The organism is Aminobacter sp. MDW-2 (assembly GCF_014250155.1).
Lineage (GTDB): Bacteria > Pseudomonadota > Alphaproteobacteria > Rhizobiales > Rhizobiaceae > Aminobacter > Aminobacter ciceronei.
Map to the genome: position 1 here is coordinate 143851 of NZ_CP060197.1, position 18350 is coordinate 162200.

At 62.9% G+C, this 18350-nt stretch carries 25 protein-coding genes; all 25 read left to right on the top strand.

Annotated features, from left to right (window positions below; all coding sequences use genetic code 11):
* Positions 1-70 precede the first annotated feature (70 nt).
* The 25 genes from H5P29_RS00760 to H5P29_RS00880 all read left to right on the top strand — a co-directional run bounded on the left by H5P29_RS00760 (position 71) and on the right by H5P29_RS00880 (position 18324).
* Positions 71-301, top strand: a complete 231-nt coding sequence (locus tag H5P29_RS00760; RefSeq protein ID WP_154384662.1) for a hypothetical protein — start codon at positions 71-73, stop codon at positions 299-301.
* Positions 298-612, top strand: a complete 315-nt coding sequence (locus H5P29_RS00765) for a hypothetical protein (RefSeq protein ID WP_154384661.1) — start codon at positions 298-300, stop codon at positions 610-612. The genes H5P29_RS00760 and H5P29_RS00765 overlap by 4 nt, the downstream gene beginning before the upstream one ends.
* A complete protein-coding gene (locus tag H5P29_RS00770; RefSeq protein ID WP_154384660.1) occupies positions 609-869 on the top strand; it encodes a hypothetical protein in 261 nt (86 codons plus the stop codon). The genes H5P29_RS00765 and H5P29_RS00770 overlap by 4 nt, the downstream gene beginning before the upstream one ends.
* Positions 869-1507: a terminase small subunit gene (locus tag H5P29_RS00775; RefSeq protein ID WP_154384659.1), complete on the top strand. Its 639-nt coding sequence runs from the start codon at positions 869-871 to the stop codon at positions 1505-1507. Before H5P29_RS00770 ends, H5P29_RS00775 begins: the two co-directional genes overlap by 1 nt.
* Positions 1504-3120, top strand: coding sequence for a hypothetical protein (locus H5P29_RS00780; RefSeq protein ID WP_154384658.1), 1617 nt, complete (start codon positions 1504-1506; stop codon positions 3118-3120). Before H5P29_RS00775 ends, H5P29_RS00780 begins: the two co-directional genes overlap by 4 nt.
* Complete coding sequence (locus H5P29_RS00785) at positions 3117-3581, top strand: hypothetical protein (RefSeq protein WP_154384657.1); 465 nt, start codon at positions 3117-3119, stop codon at positions 3579-3581. The genes H5P29_RS00780 and H5P29_RS00785 overlap by 4 nt, the downstream gene beginning before the upstream one ends.
* A complete protein-coding gene (locus H5P29_RS00790; RefSeq protein WP_154384656.1) occupies positions 3578-4012 on the top strand; it encodes a hypothetical protein in 435 nt (144 codons plus the stop codon). Before H5P29_RS00785 ends, H5P29_RS00790 begins: the two co-directional genes overlap by 4 nt.
* Positions 4005-6209: a portal protein gene (locus H5P29_RS00795; RefSeq protein WP_154384655.1), complete on the top strand. Its 2205-nt coding sequence runs from the start codon at positions 4005-4007 to the stop codon at positions 6207-6209. The genes H5P29_RS00790 and H5P29_RS00795 overlap by 8 nt, the downstream gene beginning before the upstream one ends.
* Positions 6210-6301: 92 nt before the next feature.
* Positions 6302-7219: a hypothetical protein gene (locus H5P29_RS00800; protein ID WP_154384654.1), complete on the top strand. Its 918-nt coding sequence runs from the start codon at positions 6302-6304 to the stop codon at positions 7217-7219.
* Positions 7220-7240: 21 nt separating this feature from the next.
* On the top strand, positions 7241-7468 hold the full coding sequence (locus H5P29_RS00805; protein WP_154384653.1) for a hypothetical protein: 228 nt from the start codon (positions 7241-7243) through the stop codon (positions 7466-7468).
* A gap of 87 nt (positions 7469-7555) precedes the next feature.
* The gene (locus H5P29_RS00810) at positions 7556-8656 is read left to right on the top strand and encodes a N4-gp56 family major capsid protein (protein WP_154384652.1); all 1101 of its coding nucleotides are present in this window, start codon (positions 7556-7558) and stop codon (positions 8654-8656) included.
* A 77-nt stretch (positions 8657-8733) separates the two neighbouring features.
* Positions 8734-9192, top strand: a complete 459-nt coding sequence (locus H5P29_RS00815; protein ID WP_154384651.1) for a hypothetical protein — start codon at positions 8734-8736, stop codon at positions 9190-9192.
* A 100-nt stretch (positions 9193-9292) separates the two neighbouring features.
* Positions 9293-9973, top strand: a complete 681-nt coding sequence (locus tag H5P29_RS00820) for a hypothetical protein (protein ID WP_154384650.1) — start codon at positions 9293-9295, stop codon at positions 9971-9973.
* A gap of 6 nt (positions 9974-9979) precedes the next feature.
* Positions 9980-10675: a DUF6682 family protein gene (locus H5P29_RS00825; protein WP_154384649.1), complete on the top strand. Its 696-nt coding sequence runs from the start codon at positions 9980-9982 to the stop codon at positions 10673-10675.
* Positions 10675-11298 carry a hypothetical protein gene (locus H5P29_RS00830; RefSeq protein WP_185910222.1) on the top strand — a complete coding sequence of 208 codons (624 nt, stop codon included), beginning with the start codon at positions 10675-10677 and terminating at the stop codon, positions 11296-11298. Before H5P29_RS00825 ends, H5P29_RS00830 begins: the two co-directional genes overlap by 1 nt.
* On the top strand, positions 11298-11723 hold the full coding sequence (locus tag H5P29_RS00835; protein ID WP_154384648.1) for a hypothetical protein: 426 nt from the start codon (positions 11298-11300) through the stop codon (positions 11721-11723). Before H5P29_RS00830 ends, H5P29_RS00835 begins: the two co-directional genes overlap by 1 nt.
* Complete coding sequence (locus tag H5P29_RS00840) at positions 11716-12225, top strand: hypothetical protein (RefSeq protein WP_154384647.1); 510 nt, start codon at positions 11716-11718, stop codon at positions 12223-12225. The genes H5P29_RS00835 and H5P29_RS00840 overlap by 8 nt, the downstream gene beginning before the upstream one ends.
* Complete coding sequence (locus H5P29_RS00845) at positions 12222-12509, top strand: hypothetical protein (RefSeq protein ID WP_246670729.1); 288 nt, start codon at positions 12222-12224, stop codon at positions 12507-12509. Before H5P29_RS00840 ends, H5P29_RS00845 begins: the two co-directional genes overlap by 4 nt.
* Positions 12509-13609, top strand: a complete 1101-nt coding sequence (locus H5P29_RS00850) for a hypothetical protein (protein WP_154384646.1) — start codon at positions 12509-12511, stop codon at positions 13607-13609. Before H5P29_RS00845 ends, H5P29_RS00850 begins: the two co-directional genes overlap by 1 nt.
* A 10-nt stretch (positions 13610-13619) precedes the next feature.
* Positions 13620-14141, top strand: coding sequence for a DUF4376 domain-containing protein (locus H5P29_RS00855; protein ID WP_154384645.1), 522 nt, complete (start codon positions 13620-13622; stop codon positions 14139-14141).
* A 140-nt stretch (positions 14142-14281) separates the two neighbouring features.
* Positions 14282-15901 carry a hypothetical protein gene (locus H5P29_RS00860; RefSeq protein WP_246670734.1) on the top strand — a complete coding sequence of 540 codons (1620 nt, stop codon included), beginning with the start codon at positions 14282-14284 and terminating at the stop codon, positions 15899-15901.
* Positions 15898-16155 (top strand): hypothetical protein, encoded by a 258-nt coding sequence (locus tag H5P29_RS00865; protein ID WP_154384643.1) that lies wholly within the window; start codon positions 15898-15900, stop codon positions 16153-16155. The genes H5P29_RS00860 and H5P29_RS00865 overlap by 4 nt, the downstream gene beginning before the upstream one ends.
* Positions 16152-16571, top strand: coding sequence for a hypothetical protein (locus tag H5P29_RS00870; RefSeq protein ID WP_154384642.1), 420 nt, complete (start codon positions 16152-16154; stop codon positions 16569-16571). The genes H5P29_RS00865 and H5P29_RS00870 overlap by 4 nt, the downstream gene beginning before the upstream one ends.
* Positions 16568-17020, top strand: coding sequence for a GNAT family N-acetyltransferase (locus H5P29_RS00875; RefSeq protein WP_154384641.1), 453 nt, complete (start codon positions 16568-16570; stop codon positions 17018-17020). The genes H5P29_RS00870 and H5P29_RS00875 overlap by 4 nt, the downstream gene beginning before the upstream one ends.
* Positions 16969-18324 carry a tail fiber domain-containing protein gene (locus H5P29_RS00880; protein WP_246787008.1) on the top strand — a complete coding sequence of 452 codons (1356 nt, stop codon included), beginning with the start codon at positions 16969-16971 and terminating at the stop codon, positions 18322-18324. Before H5P29_RS00875 ends, H5P29_RS00880 begins: the two co-directional genes overlap by 52 nt.
* Positions 18325-18350 lie beyond the last annotated feature (26 nt).

Here is an 18350-nt window from a genome sequence, read left to right on the forward strand (position 1 = left end):
CCAGTCGTGCTCGGGCTGTCGACGCAGATTTCGAACGTCAGATGCTGCAAGCGATACGGGGCATCGTGCAATGACCCTCGAAGAACTGCGCGAGGAAGCCCTGGCAGTCACCAACGCCTACCTCAAGGGGCTGGCGGAACAGACCGACGCCTACGAGACGACGATGAACGGCTTGATCGACGCTGCGAGCGTGGCCGGCCTGGACGGCAACGCCGTGAACACGGTCCTGCTGTCCATGAACATGCGCATCCACCTGGCGCTGAAGCAGTCGAACGACAACACCAAGGAGACGGAAGAGTGAAGCAGCAGAAGCTGACCCCCGCCGAAAGCGCCCTATCCGGCCATGGCCGTGTAGGCAGCCCAATCGCAATACCGTTGGCAAGCAAGCTGACCGAAAGCGTTAACTTCCTGCGCGAGACGCTTGAGCTCGTCACGTCTGTTACCGACGGGCTGTGCGGCCACGAGCCCAATGACAGCGGACCATTGGGACGCGAAACCTCCAGCAGCTTCTTCGAACAGGTCGAACGTTCGTCGATCGACATCAACATGCTGGCATCGAAGATCCGCGAGCAGATGGAACGCATTGCTGTGGTGCTCGGAGGCACGCGATGACCATCGACGAGTTCGAGGCGAAGATGTCGGCGGCCAGCGGCGTGTTCATCGCCACGGCCGGCGTAGAGGCCGGCAAGATTGCTTTGGCCAGGTCGCGGCTGGCGGATCAGAGCGCCGCCCTTGAGGAGAGCATCAAGGACATCGCGGCCGCCGCAGTCGAAGCGGGCGTGCCCCAACACATCGTCAATGCGTCATTGGAGCATTGGCACGATCGCCGCGAAACCGCGATCCGCGAGGCGAAGGGCACCTATCGCTGATGGCAAAAAAGGCCGCCACGAAGAAGCAGCCAACCGTGCGGCGCGATAGCCCGCGCGAGCGTCTGTTCGTGGCGGAATACCTCAAGGACCTGAACGCCACCCAAGCGGCCGTGCGCGCAGGCTACAGCCCCAAGACTGCGCGGCAGATCGGTTCCCGCCTGTTGTCAAATGTTGACATCGCGAAGGCCATCGCAGCGGCGGTCGCCAAGCGCGAAGATCAGGCGCTGAGCGATGCCGAATGGCTGCGAAAGCGCCTGCGCGCCGAGGCAGAAGCAGACATCGGCGACCTGTACAACGACGACGGCAGTCTCAAGCCCGTGCGGGAATGGCCGGCGATCTGGCGTCAGGGCCTGGTGACTGGGCTTGAGGTGGTATCCATCGCCACCGAAGACGACGACGCCACCGATGAGAGAGAGGCCCAAGCACATGGCGGCGCGTTGAAGCGCTCGCGGAAGCCGAACGCTGTCCTCACTAAGATCAAGTGGGCCGACAAATCCCGCATCAAGGAGCTGCTAGGTCGACACGTCGACGTGCAGGCCTGGAAAGACCGCAAGGTGGTGTCGGCTGACGAGCCCTTGCGCCAACTGTTCGAGCAGATTGCCGGCCAGTCTATCCGTCCGAAGGATAGCAGCCGATGAAGCCACGGTTCACGCCGGCCGAGCAGGCGAAGTTTTTCGAGGAGCTGGAACCGGAGGAGCAGGAGGCCATTCTTGCCAAGCCGATCGGCTTGATGATCGAGGCCGAGCTGATCTTTGCCTTGAAGCGCCCTCATTGGCGTATGCGGAACATCTATTGGGTGTCCGACAAGGAGGGCAAAGCGGTCCTGTTCCAGCCCTGGCCGGAGCAACAGCGCTTCCTCGACAACATCTGGTACCGAAACGTTATCCCGAAGGCCCGGCAGCGCGGCTTCTCCACCGTCGTGCAGATCATGATGCTGGACGCCTGCATCTTCGTGCCCAACACCTCGGCTGTCGTCATCGCCCAGGACGACACGACGGCGCTTCAGATCTTCGCCAAGAAGGTGAAGTTCGCATGGGACCGCTTGCCGCCGATCGTCCACCAGATGGCGCCGCTCAAGTACGACAACAAGCACGAACTGGTGTGGTTGCACGGGTCGAGCATCCTTGTCGCCACCTCAACGCGCGGCAACACGCTGCAGTACCTGCATGTTTCCGAGTACGGCCAAATCTGCGCGAAGAACCCGCACCACGCTAACGAAATCCAGGAAGGCTCACTGCCATCTGTCGACACGTACGGCGTCATCGTCATCGAATCGACGGTGGAAAGCCCGTTCGGAACCTTCTCCGACATGGTGCGCGCGGCCGACAAGATTAAGCAGCTCGGCACGCCGCTGACGCCGATGGATTACATGCTGCATTTCGCCTCTTGGTGGGATGCGCCCGAGTATGAGCTCGACCCCGAACACGTCATCATCACCCCCGAGGACAACGCCTACTTCTTCCGCGTCGAGGCTGCGATCGGCCGCGACATCAGCGTCCGCAAGCGCGCCTGGTACGTCAAGAAGCGGGACAGCGACTTCGGCGGCTCGAACGAAAAGATGTGGCGGCAATATCCGTCGACGCTTGATGAGGCATTCACAGTCTCGTCGGAAGGCCTGTGGCTCTCCGAGCAGATGGCACGTGTCCGCCGCGAGCGCCGCATCTGCAAGCTCCCAATCCTCCAGGACCGGCCGGTCAACACCTTCTGGGATCTGCGCGACAACAAGGTCGTGTGGCTGCACCAGAAGGACGGTCCCTGGGACAACTTCATCTCCTGCATAGAGATGAGCGGCGAGCCCTACATCACCGTCGTTCGCGAGCTGAACAAGTTCATGACCGAACACACCTTCGTTTGGGGCAAGCACTACCTGCCGCACGACGGCAATACCAAGCATGAGGGTGCGGAGCAGATGAAGACGCCGCACGACATGCTTTACGACCTCGGCCTCCGCAACATCGAGATCGTCCCTCGCATCCACGACCTCACAGTCGGCATCGATCAGCTGCGCCAGGACATGGTCAACCATCGATACGACGAGGAGCGCTGCGCCGGTGGTGTCCGTCATCTCGACGGCTACTCCAAGGTCTGGAACGAGCGCATGGGCATCTGGAGCGAGACGGTGCTCGACAACGAGCATACGCACGCCACCGACGCGCTGCGCCAGAAGGCTCAGGTTGCGCACCTGCTGCGTAGCGCCAACAGCAACGGCCGCGGCGCCCCCAAGAGACGGAGAAGTGGGATGTCGTCATGACGACGATTGCCTATCGAGACGGTGTCATGGCGGCGGATAGCCAGGTGACGGGCGGCGACATGGCCCGTGGCGAAGCCCAGAAAGTCGGCCGAACCAAGAAGGGATGGCTTGTAGGCATCTCGGGCGCGAGCGGCATGCTCGATGAGGTTATTGCCTGGCTGGACGCCGGCGCTGTTCGCGCCGACTACCCCAAGGTGTCGGCGGAACGTCCGGTCTGGGGTCTTGTCGCCGTTTCAGACAAGCGCGTCGCTGTGCTCTCCCCTGAAGGCGTCATGCAGTGGGCCAACGCGGCCTTCCACGCACAAGGCAGCGGCAACGAGATCGCCATGGGTGCCATGGCCATGGGCGCGTCTGCAGAGCAGGCCGTCCGCATCGTATCAGAATTTGACGTTTACACGGGCGGTCGAATCACCAAGCTCTCGTTGAGCGCCGACCTCGCCCCGAACGAGGAGACGAGATGAACGCGCCCACACTGGATCTCACCAAGCGCCACTGGACTGCCACGCGCGGCGAGCTCATGGCCATCGGCTCTTGGATACGGCTTGATGACCGTTGGCGGCCGTGCATGGCCATCATCCGCACAGGCGATGACGGCAGCGAGCGCGCCATCCCATGTGTGGTGACCATCGACAAGGCGTGGATCTGGTCGGAGGAGATCGGCGATTCACGCGAGGCGGCGCGCAGTATGGTGGGTTTCCTTGAGGCGCTTCGTCTCAACCCGCAGAACTTCCGCAACCATCACCGCGTCTTCAGTTTGATCGCCGACCATCTCGGCGACTTGCTCAAGATGCCACCCTATCAGGCTGATCGCTCCACCCCGATCCTGGATGTCACCATCCAGGAGCGCGAAACCGGCCGCATTCGCGAAGTGGAGATATCCGAAGATGTTTGATCTGGCGGCAACCGACGGCACCGTCCGCAAGAAGGCGTACAAGTCGCCCATCCCCGATGGGGGTGAGGCGCCCGCGAAGGGCCGGCGCGTCAACAAGCTCGACGGCGAAGGCATGGTGCGGATGCACCATCGACTGCTCGACTACTACACGACCGAACTCGATCGGCAGCACAACAACCGCGCTCAACAGGCCGAGGACGAGGCCTACTATGACAACGAGCAGTGGGACGAAGAAGATGCTGATGAGGTGCGAGATCGCGGCCAGGTGCCCCTGGTCTACAACGTCATTTCCGCATCGATCGATTGGGTGACCGGCACCGAACGCCGGGCACGCACTGATTTCAAGGTATTGCCGCGCCGCAAGACCGACGGCAAGTCGGCCGAGCGGAAGACGCAGCTGCTCAAGTACCTGTCCGACACGAACCGCGAGCCGTTCCACATATCGCGCGCGTTCGAGGACCAGGTGAAGGTGGGCCTCGGCTGGATCGAAGATGGTGTGCGCGACGACTCGGACGACGAACCCACGTACACCCGCTATGAGAGCTGGCGGAACATGCTGTGGGATTCGGCGTCCACGGAACTGGACCTGTCGGATGCGCGCTACGTGTTCCGCTCCAAATGGGCCGACCTCGACATCGCACAGGCGCTGTTCCGCAACCGGAAGGCCTTGCTGGAACGTTCGGCAGCTGACAGCGATGCCTACTCGCAGCTCGACCAATATGGCGATGACGCCATGGATGACGTCGAGAACGCGATCCAGAACAATGGGCAGTCGACCACCTCGGCACGCATCACCGGCTACCAGCGCCGGCGGGTGCGCCTGATCGAAGGGTGGATCATGATGCCCGTCGAGACAAAGCGCATTCGCGGCGGCCCTTTCAACGGCGAGATCTACGACCAGTATTCTCGCGCACATGGCGATGCAGTTGCGCGAGGCGAGGCCGAGCTCATCACCCGCATGACCATGCGCATGCACGTGGCGATCTTCACCACTGCTGGCATGCTTTGGTTTTCAGAATCGCCATACCGGCACAACCGCTTCCCATTCACGCCCCTCTGGGGCTATCGCCGCGGCAAGGACAACATGCCCTACGGCATGATCCGGCGTCTGAAGGACATCCAGCAGGACATCAACAAGCGCGCTTCGAAGGCGCTCCACATCCTGTCGACGTCCAAGATCATCATGGACGAGGACGCAATCCCCGATGACATGACGGTCGAGGAGTTCCTTGAAGAGGCCTCGCGGCCCGACGCCCTAATCCGCAAGAAACGAGGATCCGAGGTCACTCTCAATGCCGATCGCGATCTCTCGCAGTACCATCTTGAGCTCATGTCGCGCTCGATCGCGATGGTGCAACAGGCGTCCGGTGTCACCGACGAGCTTCTCGGCCGGCGCACTAATGCCACATCAGGCGTGGCTATCCAACGCAGGCAGGATCAGGGCTCTATGGCGACAGCCCGGTTCTTCGACAACCTGCTGCTGGCCAATCAGATCCACGGCGAGAAGCTGCTAGCGAACACAGAGCAGTATTTCACCGAAGAAAAGACCTTCCGCATCACGAACATGCGAGGCAAGGCCGAATTCATCGACATCAATGATGGCCTGCCTGACAACGACATCACCCGCTCCAAGGCGGACTTCATCATGTCGGAGGGCGCATTCCATGCCAGCATGCGCCAGGCGGCCGCCGAGCAGCTGATGGACGTCATGACCAGGATGTCGCCCGAGCTCGCCGTCCTGTTCATGGACCTGGTCATCGAGAACATGGACCTGCCGAACCGCGAGGAGCTGGTGAAGCGCATCCGCGCTGTCACGGGCATGGCCGATCCAGACGCCGAGGAGCCGACCGAGGAGGAAATGCAGCGTCAGTCGGCCCAGCAGCAGGGTCAGCAGATGCAGCAGGCGTTGCTCTCTGCCCAGCTCCGCAAGGCCGAGGCCGAAGCCACCAAGGCCGAGGCTCAGGCTGCAGAACTGCGGGAAAAGATCGTCGCGCTGCGCGTCGGTGCGCAGCAGCAGGCCCTCGGCGCGGCTCAGACCGCTATCGCGTTTCCGGCCGCTACGCACGTCGCCGATCACATCCTTGCCGGGTCTGGGTTCATCTCTGTCGAAGACGCGGCAGCAGCGTCCCAGCAGCCGATGGCAGCTGCCCCGCCCCCGGACGGCAAGCAGTACGGACTGATGCAGATGGCGGCGTAGCCATCGGCCGACCAACAGGAGCCCTCGCCCCCTCAATTCCCGAAAATGCCCCGGCTCGCCGGGAGGCAACGACACACTGAAAAGGACACACCATGCCGCCGAAAAACTTTAGCGAAGCCGAGCTCGAACTGCTCACTGAAGAAGAACGCCAGGGACTGTTGGATGAAGAATTGCTGGACGATCCCGACGATGAAGGTGGGGACGATGAAGACAATGCTGATGGCGATGCTGATGACGGTGTTGCCGGCGATGATGATGATGCCGGCGATGCCGACCAGGGCAACGAAGGTGAGGGCGACGAGGGCGCTGGTGAAGGCGGCAATGCCGATGCTGGCGACGGCAAGGGCAATGGTGCTGCCGATAATGCGCGCCCGGCAGCGGCCGAGGGGACCTCGGCGCCGGCGTCGGAAGTAGCGACTTCCCTCCCCAACTGGACGGCGCCGGCCGACACCAAGGACAAGATCACCTCGCTCGATGAGCAGCTGGACGATATTGCCAAGAAGTTCGATGAAGGCGAGCTGACGGCGGCCGAGATGCGCGCGCAGATGAAGCCGCTCGAGGAGCAGAAGCAGGAGCTTCGCAATACGCTGTTCAAGGCCGACCTGTCGCGGGACACGTCCCTGAACACTTGGTCAAAATCGACGGTGCCGGGCTTCCTTGCGAAGAACAAGGAATATGTGCCGGGCAGTCTCAGGTACGAGAACCTGGATCGTTTGGTTCGCCAGCTGCAGGCGGAGGCAGATAACCCCTTTGACCCGGCCATTCTGAAGCAGGCCCACGAGCGGATCGTTGCCGAGTTTGGTGGTGGAACGCCGACGCCGAAGGACCCGGGTAAGAAGCGCGATCTTCCGCCAAACCTCAGTGCGATTCCTGCGGCCGACAACAATGACGACGAGGACGGCGGCAAGTTCGCCTATCTCGATCGCCTGGCTGAAAAGGACGGCGTCGAATACGAGAAGCAGCTTGGCAAGCTCTCGGACGCCGAACGGGACCTCTATCTCCAATCCTGACCCCCAGAACGAGGGCCACGCATGTTCTCCAAGACTATCCGCGTTGGTGAAGCCGTCGAAATCGGCGACGTCGCATGCATCCGCGTGGACGAAAAATCAGGCCGCAATGTGCGGCTCTCGTTCTTCACCGACTTGCCCATTCGCCACATGGCGGATGGGCTCATCCCCGCACGCTACACCCACGGCATCACAGGCGAAGCTCGCCGTGTGCCCGTCGACCCGGTGCGCCATTGGGCCCGGACCGGCTGATAGCCGCCATATTGCGTTTGCATGGCATTCGCGGTATCTGGATACCGCAAAGCGCAGGACGTGCTTCTCTCTTACCCGGAGCACGTCATGCCCAAGACCGTCATCAAATTTGGCGACCCCAAGGCCCAGAAAAAGTGGAGCGGTTCGCTCTTCCTTGACACCGTCAAGAAGAGCTACTTCGACCGCAAGTTCGTCTCCGAAGACGACAACGCCGTCATCCAGCGTCTGACCGATCTCGAATCCGACGCCGGCGACACCATCACCTTCGACCTGTCCGTCCAGCTTCGCCAGAAGCCGGTGACTGGCGACAACCGTCTGCAGGGCAAGGAGGAAAACCTCCGCTTCTTCTCGGACGAGATCTACATCGACCAGATGCGCCACGGCGTCTCGGCCGGCGGCAAGATGAGCCGCAAGCGCACCCTGCACAACATCCGCAAAGTCGCTCGCGACCGTCTGTCCGACTACTGGTCGAAGTACGTCGATGAGATGAACTTCATCTACCTGTCGGGCGCACGCGGCATCAATGAGGACTTCACCGAGGACACGGCATGGGTCGGTCACGGTGGCAACCCCATCGAAGCGCCCGACGGCACCCACCTCATGTATGGTGGTGCCGCCAACTCGAAGGCGTCCATTGTGGCCGGCTCGACTATGTCCCGCGCCATCATCGAGCGTGCGACGGTCAAGGCGCGCATGATGCGCTCCAAGGACCCGACCACTGCCAACATGCTGCCCGTCATGATCAATGGCGAAGGGCACTATGTCTGCATCATGTCGCCCTTCCAGGAACACGACATGCGCACCAGCGCTGGCAGCGACTGGCTGGACATCCAGAAGGCCGCGGCCGCATCGGAAGGCCGGAACAACCCGATCTTCAAGGGTGGCCTCGGCATGGTCAATAACGTCGTGCTGCACTCGCACGAGAGCGCGATCCGGTTCAACGATTACGGCGCCGGCAACAATGTCGAGGCTGCCCGCGCCCTCTTCCTCGGCCGCCAGGCTGGTGTTGTGGCCTACGGCTCGTCGTCGGGCCTGCGTTTCGCCTGGACCGAAGAAACGACCGACCATGGCAACGAGCCGACCATCGCATCGGGCGTCATCCTTGGCGTGAAGAAGACCCGCTTCAACAACAAGGACTTCGGCGTCATCTCGATCGATACGGCGGCCAAGGACCCGAACGCCGCATAGTGAGCTAGCCGCCGCGCCCCGCGTGGCGGCTCCTCCATCTGGTCAGCACGACCGCCACCCAACACTTGGAGAACACCATGCTTCGTCAGAGCCGCGCCGCACTCGGCATCCTCCCCGTCGCCTATCCTGCCCTCGCCGGCCATCTTACCGGCCAGCGTTTCAGCTTTACCGTACCCGTCGACGTCGAGAACGGCGACATCATCGAACTGGCATGCATCCCGGCCACCTGCCGCCCGATCGATATCATTCTGGACAGCGATGACCTCGACAGCAACGGCGCTCCGGCCATCGTCGTCGACGTCGGCCTGATGTCGGGCGATTGGGGCGACAATGACAATACCCGCACGTGCGGCCAGGAGTTCTTCGTAGGCGCGACGACTGCCCAGGCTGGCGGCGTGGCGCGACCGACCGCCAAAACCGCCGTTCGGGTGCCATCCGCGCCCTACGCGCGCTCGATCGGCGTCAAGATCGTCACTAAGGCGGCAACCGCCCAGCTGGGCGATATCGGCCTGACCGTAATCTGCGCGGCGGACTAGTCCACTCGGGGCGGGACCAGTCAGTCATGCAGTTGGCGGCCGCAGGCGGGAACCTCCTCCTTCTCGTCTGCGGCCGTCTCGTTTCAACGGAGGAAATGCCATGAAGATTGAATGCACTCTCGGCCGCGCTGTCGAGCTTACCGTCGCCGGCGACAACGTCAGCTTTGTTCGCGATGACGAGGGGCGCTTCGTCGCCGACGTCTACAACGCCCGCGTCATCAAGTGCCTATTGTCAGTCGCGCACTACCGCGAGCTCGGCACTGGCGAGCCAGTCGTCGTTCCTGTCGTCCAGACTGTTGTTCAGCTTGCGGACGACGATCAGGACCTCGATCACGAGCAGGACCAGGACCTTGGCCAGGACCTCGATGGGGACCTCGATCAGGACCTCGAGCAGGATGACAACTCGGGCAACCCGAATGCCAACCCGGATACCGCTGATGACAAGTCTGGGGACCAGAGTGTCAACTCGGATGCCGCTTCTGTAAACCAGACGCCGCCGGCGCCGACCCCGCCTGCAACGCCGACAACGCCTCCCGTGCCGCCGGTTGACCCTGCCTCGATGCCGGGCATCGTGCCGCCGATCGAGGCGATCGCCGGCATCGGACCGGCCATCAAGAGCAAGCTCGCTACCGTAGGCATCACGACCGTCGCCCATGTTGCCGCGCTCACGAGCGAGCAGATTGCGGAACTTGACGCCAAGCTCGATCTCAGCGGCCGCTTCGAACGTTATGGCTGGATCGAGCAGGCCCGGCAGCTGCTGCAGCCGCAGGTGTCGGAGTAAGCCCCGATGCCGACCGGCAAGGACATCATGGTGCGTGCCGGCGTGCTTCTCATGGATGAGGAGCACGTCCGTTGGCCGCTTGCCGAACTGTGCGAGTGGATCAACGACGGCGTGAAAGCCATCGTGCTCGCCAAGCCCTCGGCATCGTCGCTTTCGCAGCCCTTGCAGATGGTCGCCGGCACACTTCAATCGGTCCCCACCAGCGGAACACCAACGCCGCTAGCGCTGCTGAACATCACCCGGAACCTCGCTGGGATGAGCGCTCCGCGCGTCGGCGGCCGCGTAGTGCGACCGGTTGCGCGGTCACTGCTCGACGCACAGGACCCTTATTGGCACGACAAGACCCGCACCCGGTTCGCCCGCGTGGTCAAGCACTTCATTTTTGACGAGCTCAACCCACTCGAATTCTACGTCTACCCAGGCAATGACGGGGCTGGCGTGGTCGAGGCGGTGCTCTCTGTCTTGCCGGCGCCGTTGGCTGCGACAGGCGATGCCGCGCAACTCTCATCCTACGCTGGCGACGTCGGGCTGCCCGAACCCTACTCCGTACCACTGCTCGACTATGTGCTCTTCCGTTCGCAGATGAAGGACGATGAGGCCGGCAATCCCGGCCGCAGCGTCGCGCACTACCAGCAATTCGCAACGGCCGTCGGCCTCAAGATCCAGGTCGAAGGGGCCCACAGCCCGAATGCGAGGAAGTAGTGCAGATCGATCTAGACGAGCTCCTGCCCGAAGTCCTGACCTACGCGCCGAACTGCCCCGAGCCCACGGCTCTCAAGGCCATCCGCGACGCTGCTCGGCTGCTCTGCAAGCGCACCAACATCTGGCGCGATACCGACGAGTTCCAGGTGACCACGCCCGATTGCGAGGGCATCTGCACTATTCCTGACGCGTCCATTCACGAGATCCAGTCGGCGGAGCTCAACGACGTGGACCTGCTGCCGAAAACCATCGCATGGCTCGATGAGCATCGGCCGCGCTGGAAAACCGAAACCGAGGTTGCGAGCGTTGGTCGTTTCATCACCCAGCTCGCGCCGAACACCGTGACGATCGTACCAAAGGCGGCCGGACTGCTTCGCGCCCGGCTGATCCTGCATCCGTCGCGGCGTGCCACGACCATCCCTGAATTTCTGGTCGAACAGTATGGGCAGGAGATCGGCAAGGGCGCGGCTGGTGCTGTGCTGCTGATCCCTGGCGAGCTCTTTCAGCCCGATCTCGGCGCGGCGCTGACGGCTGCTTTCGAGGCCAAGCTGTCGACCATCAAGACAACCACCGAGAAAGGCCAGGTCGGCGCCCGGCTGCGCACGAAAGGGAGCTACTTCTGATGCCCGCATCAACCTATCTCGGAAACGCCCTTATCAATCACATCCTCCGTGGCGTGGCCTTTGCCACGCCGGCGCGAGTTTATGTTTCCCTGCACATTGGCGACCCAGGGCTGACAGGCGCGAATGAAGTAGGCGCGGTAGCCTGGCCTGCATACGCGCGTATTGACCCCGCTCTAGGGGCTGCGATTGCCAGCGGTTTCGATGCCGCAGCGGCCAAGGTGACGGCGAACGCCAAACAGATGCTGTGGCTGGCAATGGACGGTCCTGCTCCGATCAACGTTACCCATTGGGCCATTTGGGATGCGGATGTCGGCGGCAACTGCTTGATCGGGGGTCCGCTCAAGTTCCCGAAAACGCTCGAACCGACGGATGAGTGCGTCATCCACATCGGAGAACTCGATGTAGGGGTGGACGCCGTTGCTTAGTCATGGAGCCGTCAACGGGCGCGAACTCAACAAGCTTGCCGTAAACGCCAGCTCCTTTCAGGTGGACTTGAGCGCGTCGGGTGGTTTGGCGATGTCCAGCGAGCTAGCGCTCACCCGTCGGCATGCCGCGACAATGTCCGGGAACGTCGCGCTGCTGGCCGAGGTCGCAGTAAACCGCCGGCGTAGCCTTGCGGCGGCCGGTTCTACTGGCTTCGGCTGTGTTGCAGCTGCCACGCGCCGTCGGCACCTGGCCGGTGCAGCAAAGGTCGATCTCCTTGCCGCCGCTGCGATGAACAGGCGTCCCAGGCTCATGGGAAGCATGACGATCGACATCGGTGGGGCGGCGAACCTGCGCTGGCGCTACCGAGTACCGGCGCCTCACGCCCGCTACCTGGTGGTGAGTACCGAGCGCCGTTTTCTCACCGCTGGGCCTGACCCTCGCCGGGTGGCTTCGCTGCCGCGCGAGACGCCGATCGTTGTGCTTCAGCCAGAGAGGGCATGAACATGCTCGCCACTATGACGAAAGCCCCGGCCGAAGTGCTCGACTACGATGTCGACTTTGGGCGCTGGCTACCGGACGGTGACTCCATCACGAGCGCAGTAGCGGTTGTCGCCCCGGGCACCGCCGTCGCGGTCACGTTGACGGAACACTCCGACACCACCGCGAAGACGTGGGTTTCTGGCGGCGCCGACGGCCAGACCGCCCACATCACCCTCACCATCACCACCATGGGCGGTCGCACCAAAGAGGTGTGTTTCCGCCTGCGCATCAAGGAGTGCCATTGATGGTTGCTATCCTGCTGGCCAACAACGCCACTTCGACGCTCGCCGCCAACATCGACAATGCCGTCACCGCCATCACCATCCAGGCAGGCGATGCGGTCCGCTTCCCCTCTCCCGCCGGCGGCGACTGGTTCCCGCTGACTGTCGTCGACGCCGGCGGCAACATGGAGGTGATGAAGGTCACCGCTCGGGCCGGCGCGATCCTGACCGTTCAGCGCGGACAGGAAGGCACCACGGCCAAGGCGTTCCTCGCCGGCTCTCGCGCTGACATCCGCATGACGGCCGCTGCGGTGAACCCGGCACTGCGCGACGCAACGGGGCTCCGCGACGGGCTCATGACGGCTGCTGACAAGGCCAAGCTGGACGGCGTATCAGCCGGAGCTCAGCCCCAAGCCGTTACTTCGGTGAACACCAAGACGGGGGCCGTCGTGCTCGCCAAAGCCGATGTCGGCCTTGGCAGCGTCGACAACACGTCCGATGCTCTCAAGCCCATCTCGAACGCGACCCAAGCTGCGCTCAACAACAAGGCCGACGCAGCAGCGACAACAGCCGCGTTGAATGGCAAGCAGGCCTCGCTGGGTTTCACGCCGGTTCAGCAGGGTACAGGCGTTGGGCAGCTTGCCAACGCGGTAAAGATTGGCTGGAAGGCCAACTCCAAGATCGGCGTGACCGTCGATAACACCGACATGGGGCACCTTCTGACTGATGCCGATATTCCCGCGCCGACTGCCGGCGACACGTACGTAATACTGAACCACAACGGCGGCAGCGCTTTCATCAAAACAGGCACCGGCTACAACGCGGTTGTATCTGGCATCCGCCAGTCGCAGACGACGCAAGGATCTGTGCTGGTAGTGCGGGCCGGCACGATCCGAGTGCGCTACACGCAAGGCAATTGGGGTTGGTGCCGCATTCTCAAGAACGGAACACAGATCTACGAGACCAGTTCGGGCGGCGGTGGCAATAGCGGCATGGTGGATGTCGCTGTGGTGCCAGGTGACGTTATCACCGGCCAAGTCCGCGGCAATACCGGCAGCGACACGACCACCATGGCGGATTTCCGCATCCTCAGTGGCACGCCGGCTTTTGGCGCAGTAATTTAGCGGGGCAGCTATGTACACCAATCCACGGGTCATGAACGAACTCGGCGGCATCCTTGTCGACCACGCCGAGGGCACGGCCTACCTCGATCCCGGTTCAGAGCTTCACGACCAGGCGATCGCCGGAGCCTTTGGCGTCGTCGAAGCCTATTCGCCAGTTCCGATCGCAGCCACGCTCGACGAATGGCGCGCCAGAAAACTTGCCAGCCTGGCTGCAAAGCGCTGGGAGGTCGAGAACGGCGGCATGGTGGTGGGAGGCATGGCCGTTTTCACCGATGACCGCTCCAAGCTGCTCATCAACGGCGCATATCGGAAAGCTGAAAAGGACCCGGCCGTCATCATCAATTTCAAGTCAGCTGCTGGCTGGGTGACCCTCGACGCGGCTACCGCCATTGCGCTGGGTGATGCCCTGTTTGACCACATCCAAGCCTCCTTCGACCGCGAATCCGTCCTCACGGCCGCCATTGTCGCTGCCGCAACGAAGCCCGCGCTCGACGCGATCGACATCAACGGCGGCTGGCCAGCGAATGGCTAACATCGGAGGGGCGCGTCATGGCAGGGATTAAGCTGGTCGCCTTCACCGGAGAGCAGCCGCGCATCCTTCCGCGCCTTCTCCCTGACACTGCGGCCCAAGCAGCGGTCAACACCAGGCTGGACGATGGCGGGTTGACGCCGATGCGCACCTCAACGCTTGAGGCGGCGATCGGCGGCAGCACCTTCAAGACCATCTACAAGCATCTCGGCGCCTGGCTGAAATGGAACACCGAAGTTCACGCCGCCCCAGGGCCGGTGGCGACCGATCGCTTGTACTATACCGGCGACGGCAAGCCCAAGATGCGCGTCGGTGGCGCAGTGTACGATCTGGCCGTTCCTCGGCCGGCCGTAGCCCTCACTGCCACGTTGGGCGGTGCCGGCGCGGGCGACGTCGTCACGCGCAGCTATGTCTACACTTGGGTAACGTCTTTCGGCGAGGAATCGGAGCCCTGCCCCGCCAGCAACGAAATCGCCTGGAAGCCGGGCAATACTGTCACACTGAGCGCTTTTGCTGCCACCCCTGGCGGGCGCAGCATCACGCACCAGCGCATCTACCGCACTCAGACCGGGCAGAGTGGCACGTGGTTCTATCTGATTGCCGAGCGCGCCGCCTCGGCCGCTGATTTCGCCGATACTATTCCCGTCGACGGGTTTCAGGAACCATTGCCGTCGGCATTTTGGAACGCCCCACCGGATGACCTCAAGGGGCTGATCTCGCTGCCGAACGGCATGATGGCAGCCTTCGCCGGCAGTGACCTTTATTTCTGCGAGCCGTGGCGGCCTCATGCTTGGCCGGAGAAGTATTCGCTCGGCATGAGCTCGCCTATCGTCGCCCTCGGCGCCATAGGTACGTCAGTCGTCGTCATGACGACAGGCAATCCTCACCTGGTCAGCGGCTCTCACCCTTCAACGATGCAGGCGGCCAAGATGGAAGCCAACCTGCCCTGCATCAACTCTCGTGGTGTCGCGGATCTCGGCTTCGCGATCGCCTATCCCTCGAACGAAGGCCTTGTTGCCGCCAAGGCAGATGGCTCCATCGGCATCGTAAGCGCGAACCTCTTTGATCGGGATGACTGGCTTGCACTGAAGCCCAGCACCATCATCGCGGGGCAGATCGGGGGCCGATATGTGGCCTTCTACGAGAACGTCAACGATGCCGGCGACCTGGTCGGCGGCGCACTGTTCCTTGACATCGGCCCGACGCCATTCCTGATCCGGTCGAGCGAGCGCGCCCAGGCTGTTGCCTACGAGATCGAAACGGGCGCGCTGTACTTTCTGCGCAAGTCCGAGAACAACGTCTACCGGCTCGATGCCCCCAACGGCGTGCGGCAGAAGCAGTATTGGCGTTCCAAGCCGTTCGTGCTGACAGCCCCCATCAACTTCGGCGCGATTCAGGTCGACGCCGATATGGAGCTCAGCGGGCACGAGAAGGCGATCAATGCTGCAGCCTTGGCCGAGATCGAGGCCGCCAATGCGGCTATCCTTGCCACGGGTGAGGCCATGGGCGAGGTGAACGACACGCCATTGAACGCCTTCGCGTTGAATGGCGACCTGTTGACGCTTCTCCCCGAATTTGGGGGCAACCTCAATATTGGCATCTATGCCGACGGCAAGCTGGTCGCCCAGATCGACCGCACCAACAAGCCTATCCGTCTGCCCTCCGGGTTCAAGGCGCGCAAATGGGAGATCGACGTCTACGGCGACGTCCAGATCGAGCAGATCATCGTCGCAACCACCATGGACGAGTTGAAGTCAGCATGAGCTCGAGAGAATTTTCCGACCTTACCGAGACCGTCGACACGCTTGCTGGAAAGCGGCCGCGTGCCGCGGAAAAGGCTGCCGTGCGTATCGAAGACCTGGCTGGACTGCTTTTACTTACGCCGAAGATCAAAGCCTCGCGCGCCGGCGCAGCGCCGACGGCCGACGAGTTCAACGCATTGGTGGACGACGTGAAGGCAATTCACGACCGATTGAGCACCATCGTCCAAGCCCTCCAGCCGAAGCTGATGAAATGACGCCGGCAGTGCTCCTGCGATTGATGGAGCGGCCACTGCTTGGCAAGACGCTGCAGCTCGGGCCAGAAGACCGTATCTGCATCGAGTTCGCCAACCGGCTGCGCGCATGGACGATCGAGGGCCGGCTGTCAGGGGTCTGGACGCACATCGGCAACGAGCTCGCCGGCGGCACCAAGAATGCGAGCATCAGGTACGCTATCGCGCGGGCGCTCGGGCTGATCTCGGGCGCGACCGACTATGTTTTTCTCTGGGATGGCGGCTGCGGCGTCATCGAGGCCAAAGCCGGGAAGAACGACCTGACCCCCAGACAGGTGGACTTTGCGTCGTGGTGCGCGGCACGCCGCGTTCCACATCGTGTGATGCGCTCGGCCGACGAGGGCGAAGGCATCCTTCGCGAGTGGGGCGCCCTTCGTTGAACGACAATCGTTACATCTACGGCGAGGACGAGCGCCTGGTGGAATGGGTGTCCGACAGAATTGACGGCTGCTTGTTCCGTGACGATGCCAAGGCAATCGGACATGAGCGCGATGGCGAGCTCGTCGCGGCCGTTGTCTTCGATGGTTTCTCCCCCACCTCTTGCTTCGTGAGCGTCGCCGCCTCGTCGCGCCGCTGGATCACGCCGGAATTCGCCGTTCGCGTGATGGCTTATCCTTTCGTCCAGTGCGGCTTCCCACGGATCAACTGCGTCGTCGCGGCCAGCAACCGGCTGTCGCTGCGACTGACCCGGCAATTCGGCTGGGTGGAAGAAGGCAGGCTGCGCGAGGGCGCGCTCGACGGCGGCGATATGATCCTGTTCGGAATGCTGCGCCGCGAGTGTCGTTTCCTGCCGCCGACCGTCGGCACCACTGGCATATCCGCTCTGTAGACGGTATAAGTCCGCAATTCCCGCGCAGGAGGTGCGGTTCTCTCACGAGGACAACAGCACCCATGGGCAAAGGCTCCAGCAACCCACCCGCACCCGATCCGCAGATTGGCAAGGCCGCTCTCCTACAGGCGGAGACCGGCAAAGAGTGGCTGTCCTTTGCAAAGGACGCCTTCGCCGTCTCCGAAAAGCGTCAGGTCGAACTCGACAAGCTCACCAAGGAGGTTTCCGACCTTCAGATTGGCCTGGCCAAGGACCAGGTCTCGTGGGCGCGTCAGGATAGAGAGCGATACGACACCAAGTTCAAGCCCATTGAGGACCAGTTCATCCAGGAGGCGACGAACTATGCGTCTCCGGAAAAGCAGGCCGAGGCTGCCGCGACGGCGAAAGCTGACGTGCAGTCCGCGGCGGCCGATTCCCGTGAAACGGCGCGCCGCGAGGCTACGTCCATGGGCGTCAATCCAAACTCTGGCCGCTTTGCGGGTGTCGAGCGGGCCGGCGAGCTCGCTACGACGGCCGCGAGCGCCGGCGCGCAGAACAACGCCCGCCAAATGGTCAGGGACAAGGGCCTCGCCCTGAAAGCGGACGTCGTCAACCTCGGCCGTGGCTTGCCCACTCAGAGCGCGCAGGCGGCCTCGCTTGGCCTGAGTGCCGGCGGCAGTGCAGTTGGCCTCAACCAGGGCACCAACGCGCAGTATCTTGCGTCCACCGACATCATGGGCTCGGGCTTCAAGGGTCAGATGGCCGGCTACCAAGGCCAGGGTCAGCTCCTGAACGCGCAGTATGGCAACCAGATCGCCGCATGGGATGCTGGGAACCGTGCGAAGGCGGCCAACGCTTCGGGTATCGGCTCGTTTATCGGTGGTATCGCGGGCCTGTTCGCCTCGGACGAGAACGCCAAGGAAGACAAGGCGGCCATCCCCGAGGGCGATGCACTGGACGCTGTCAACTCGATGCCGGTCGAGGAATGGACCTACAAGGAAGGTGTAGGCGACGGCGGCCGCCACGTGGGGCCGTATGCGCAGGACTTCCAGGAGGCCACGGGCAAAGGCGATGGCAAGACCATTGCCGTGCAGGACGCCCTCGGCATCACAATGAAGGCGGTGCAGGATCTCGACGGCAAGGTTGAAAAGATCGCCCAGGCTGTCGGCCTCGGCGGTGGCGAGGCGCGTCCGCCTGCGGCACGCCGCAAGAGCCAGCAGCCCACGGCCGCGCGCCCGACTTCGACCCCTGCTCAGCCCAAACCGACGCCGGCCGCAATGGCGCGTCACAAGAATGCGCCAGTTGGTCTCGGAGGTGCAGCATGAGCCTTGGTGTTGGCCTCGGTGCCTTC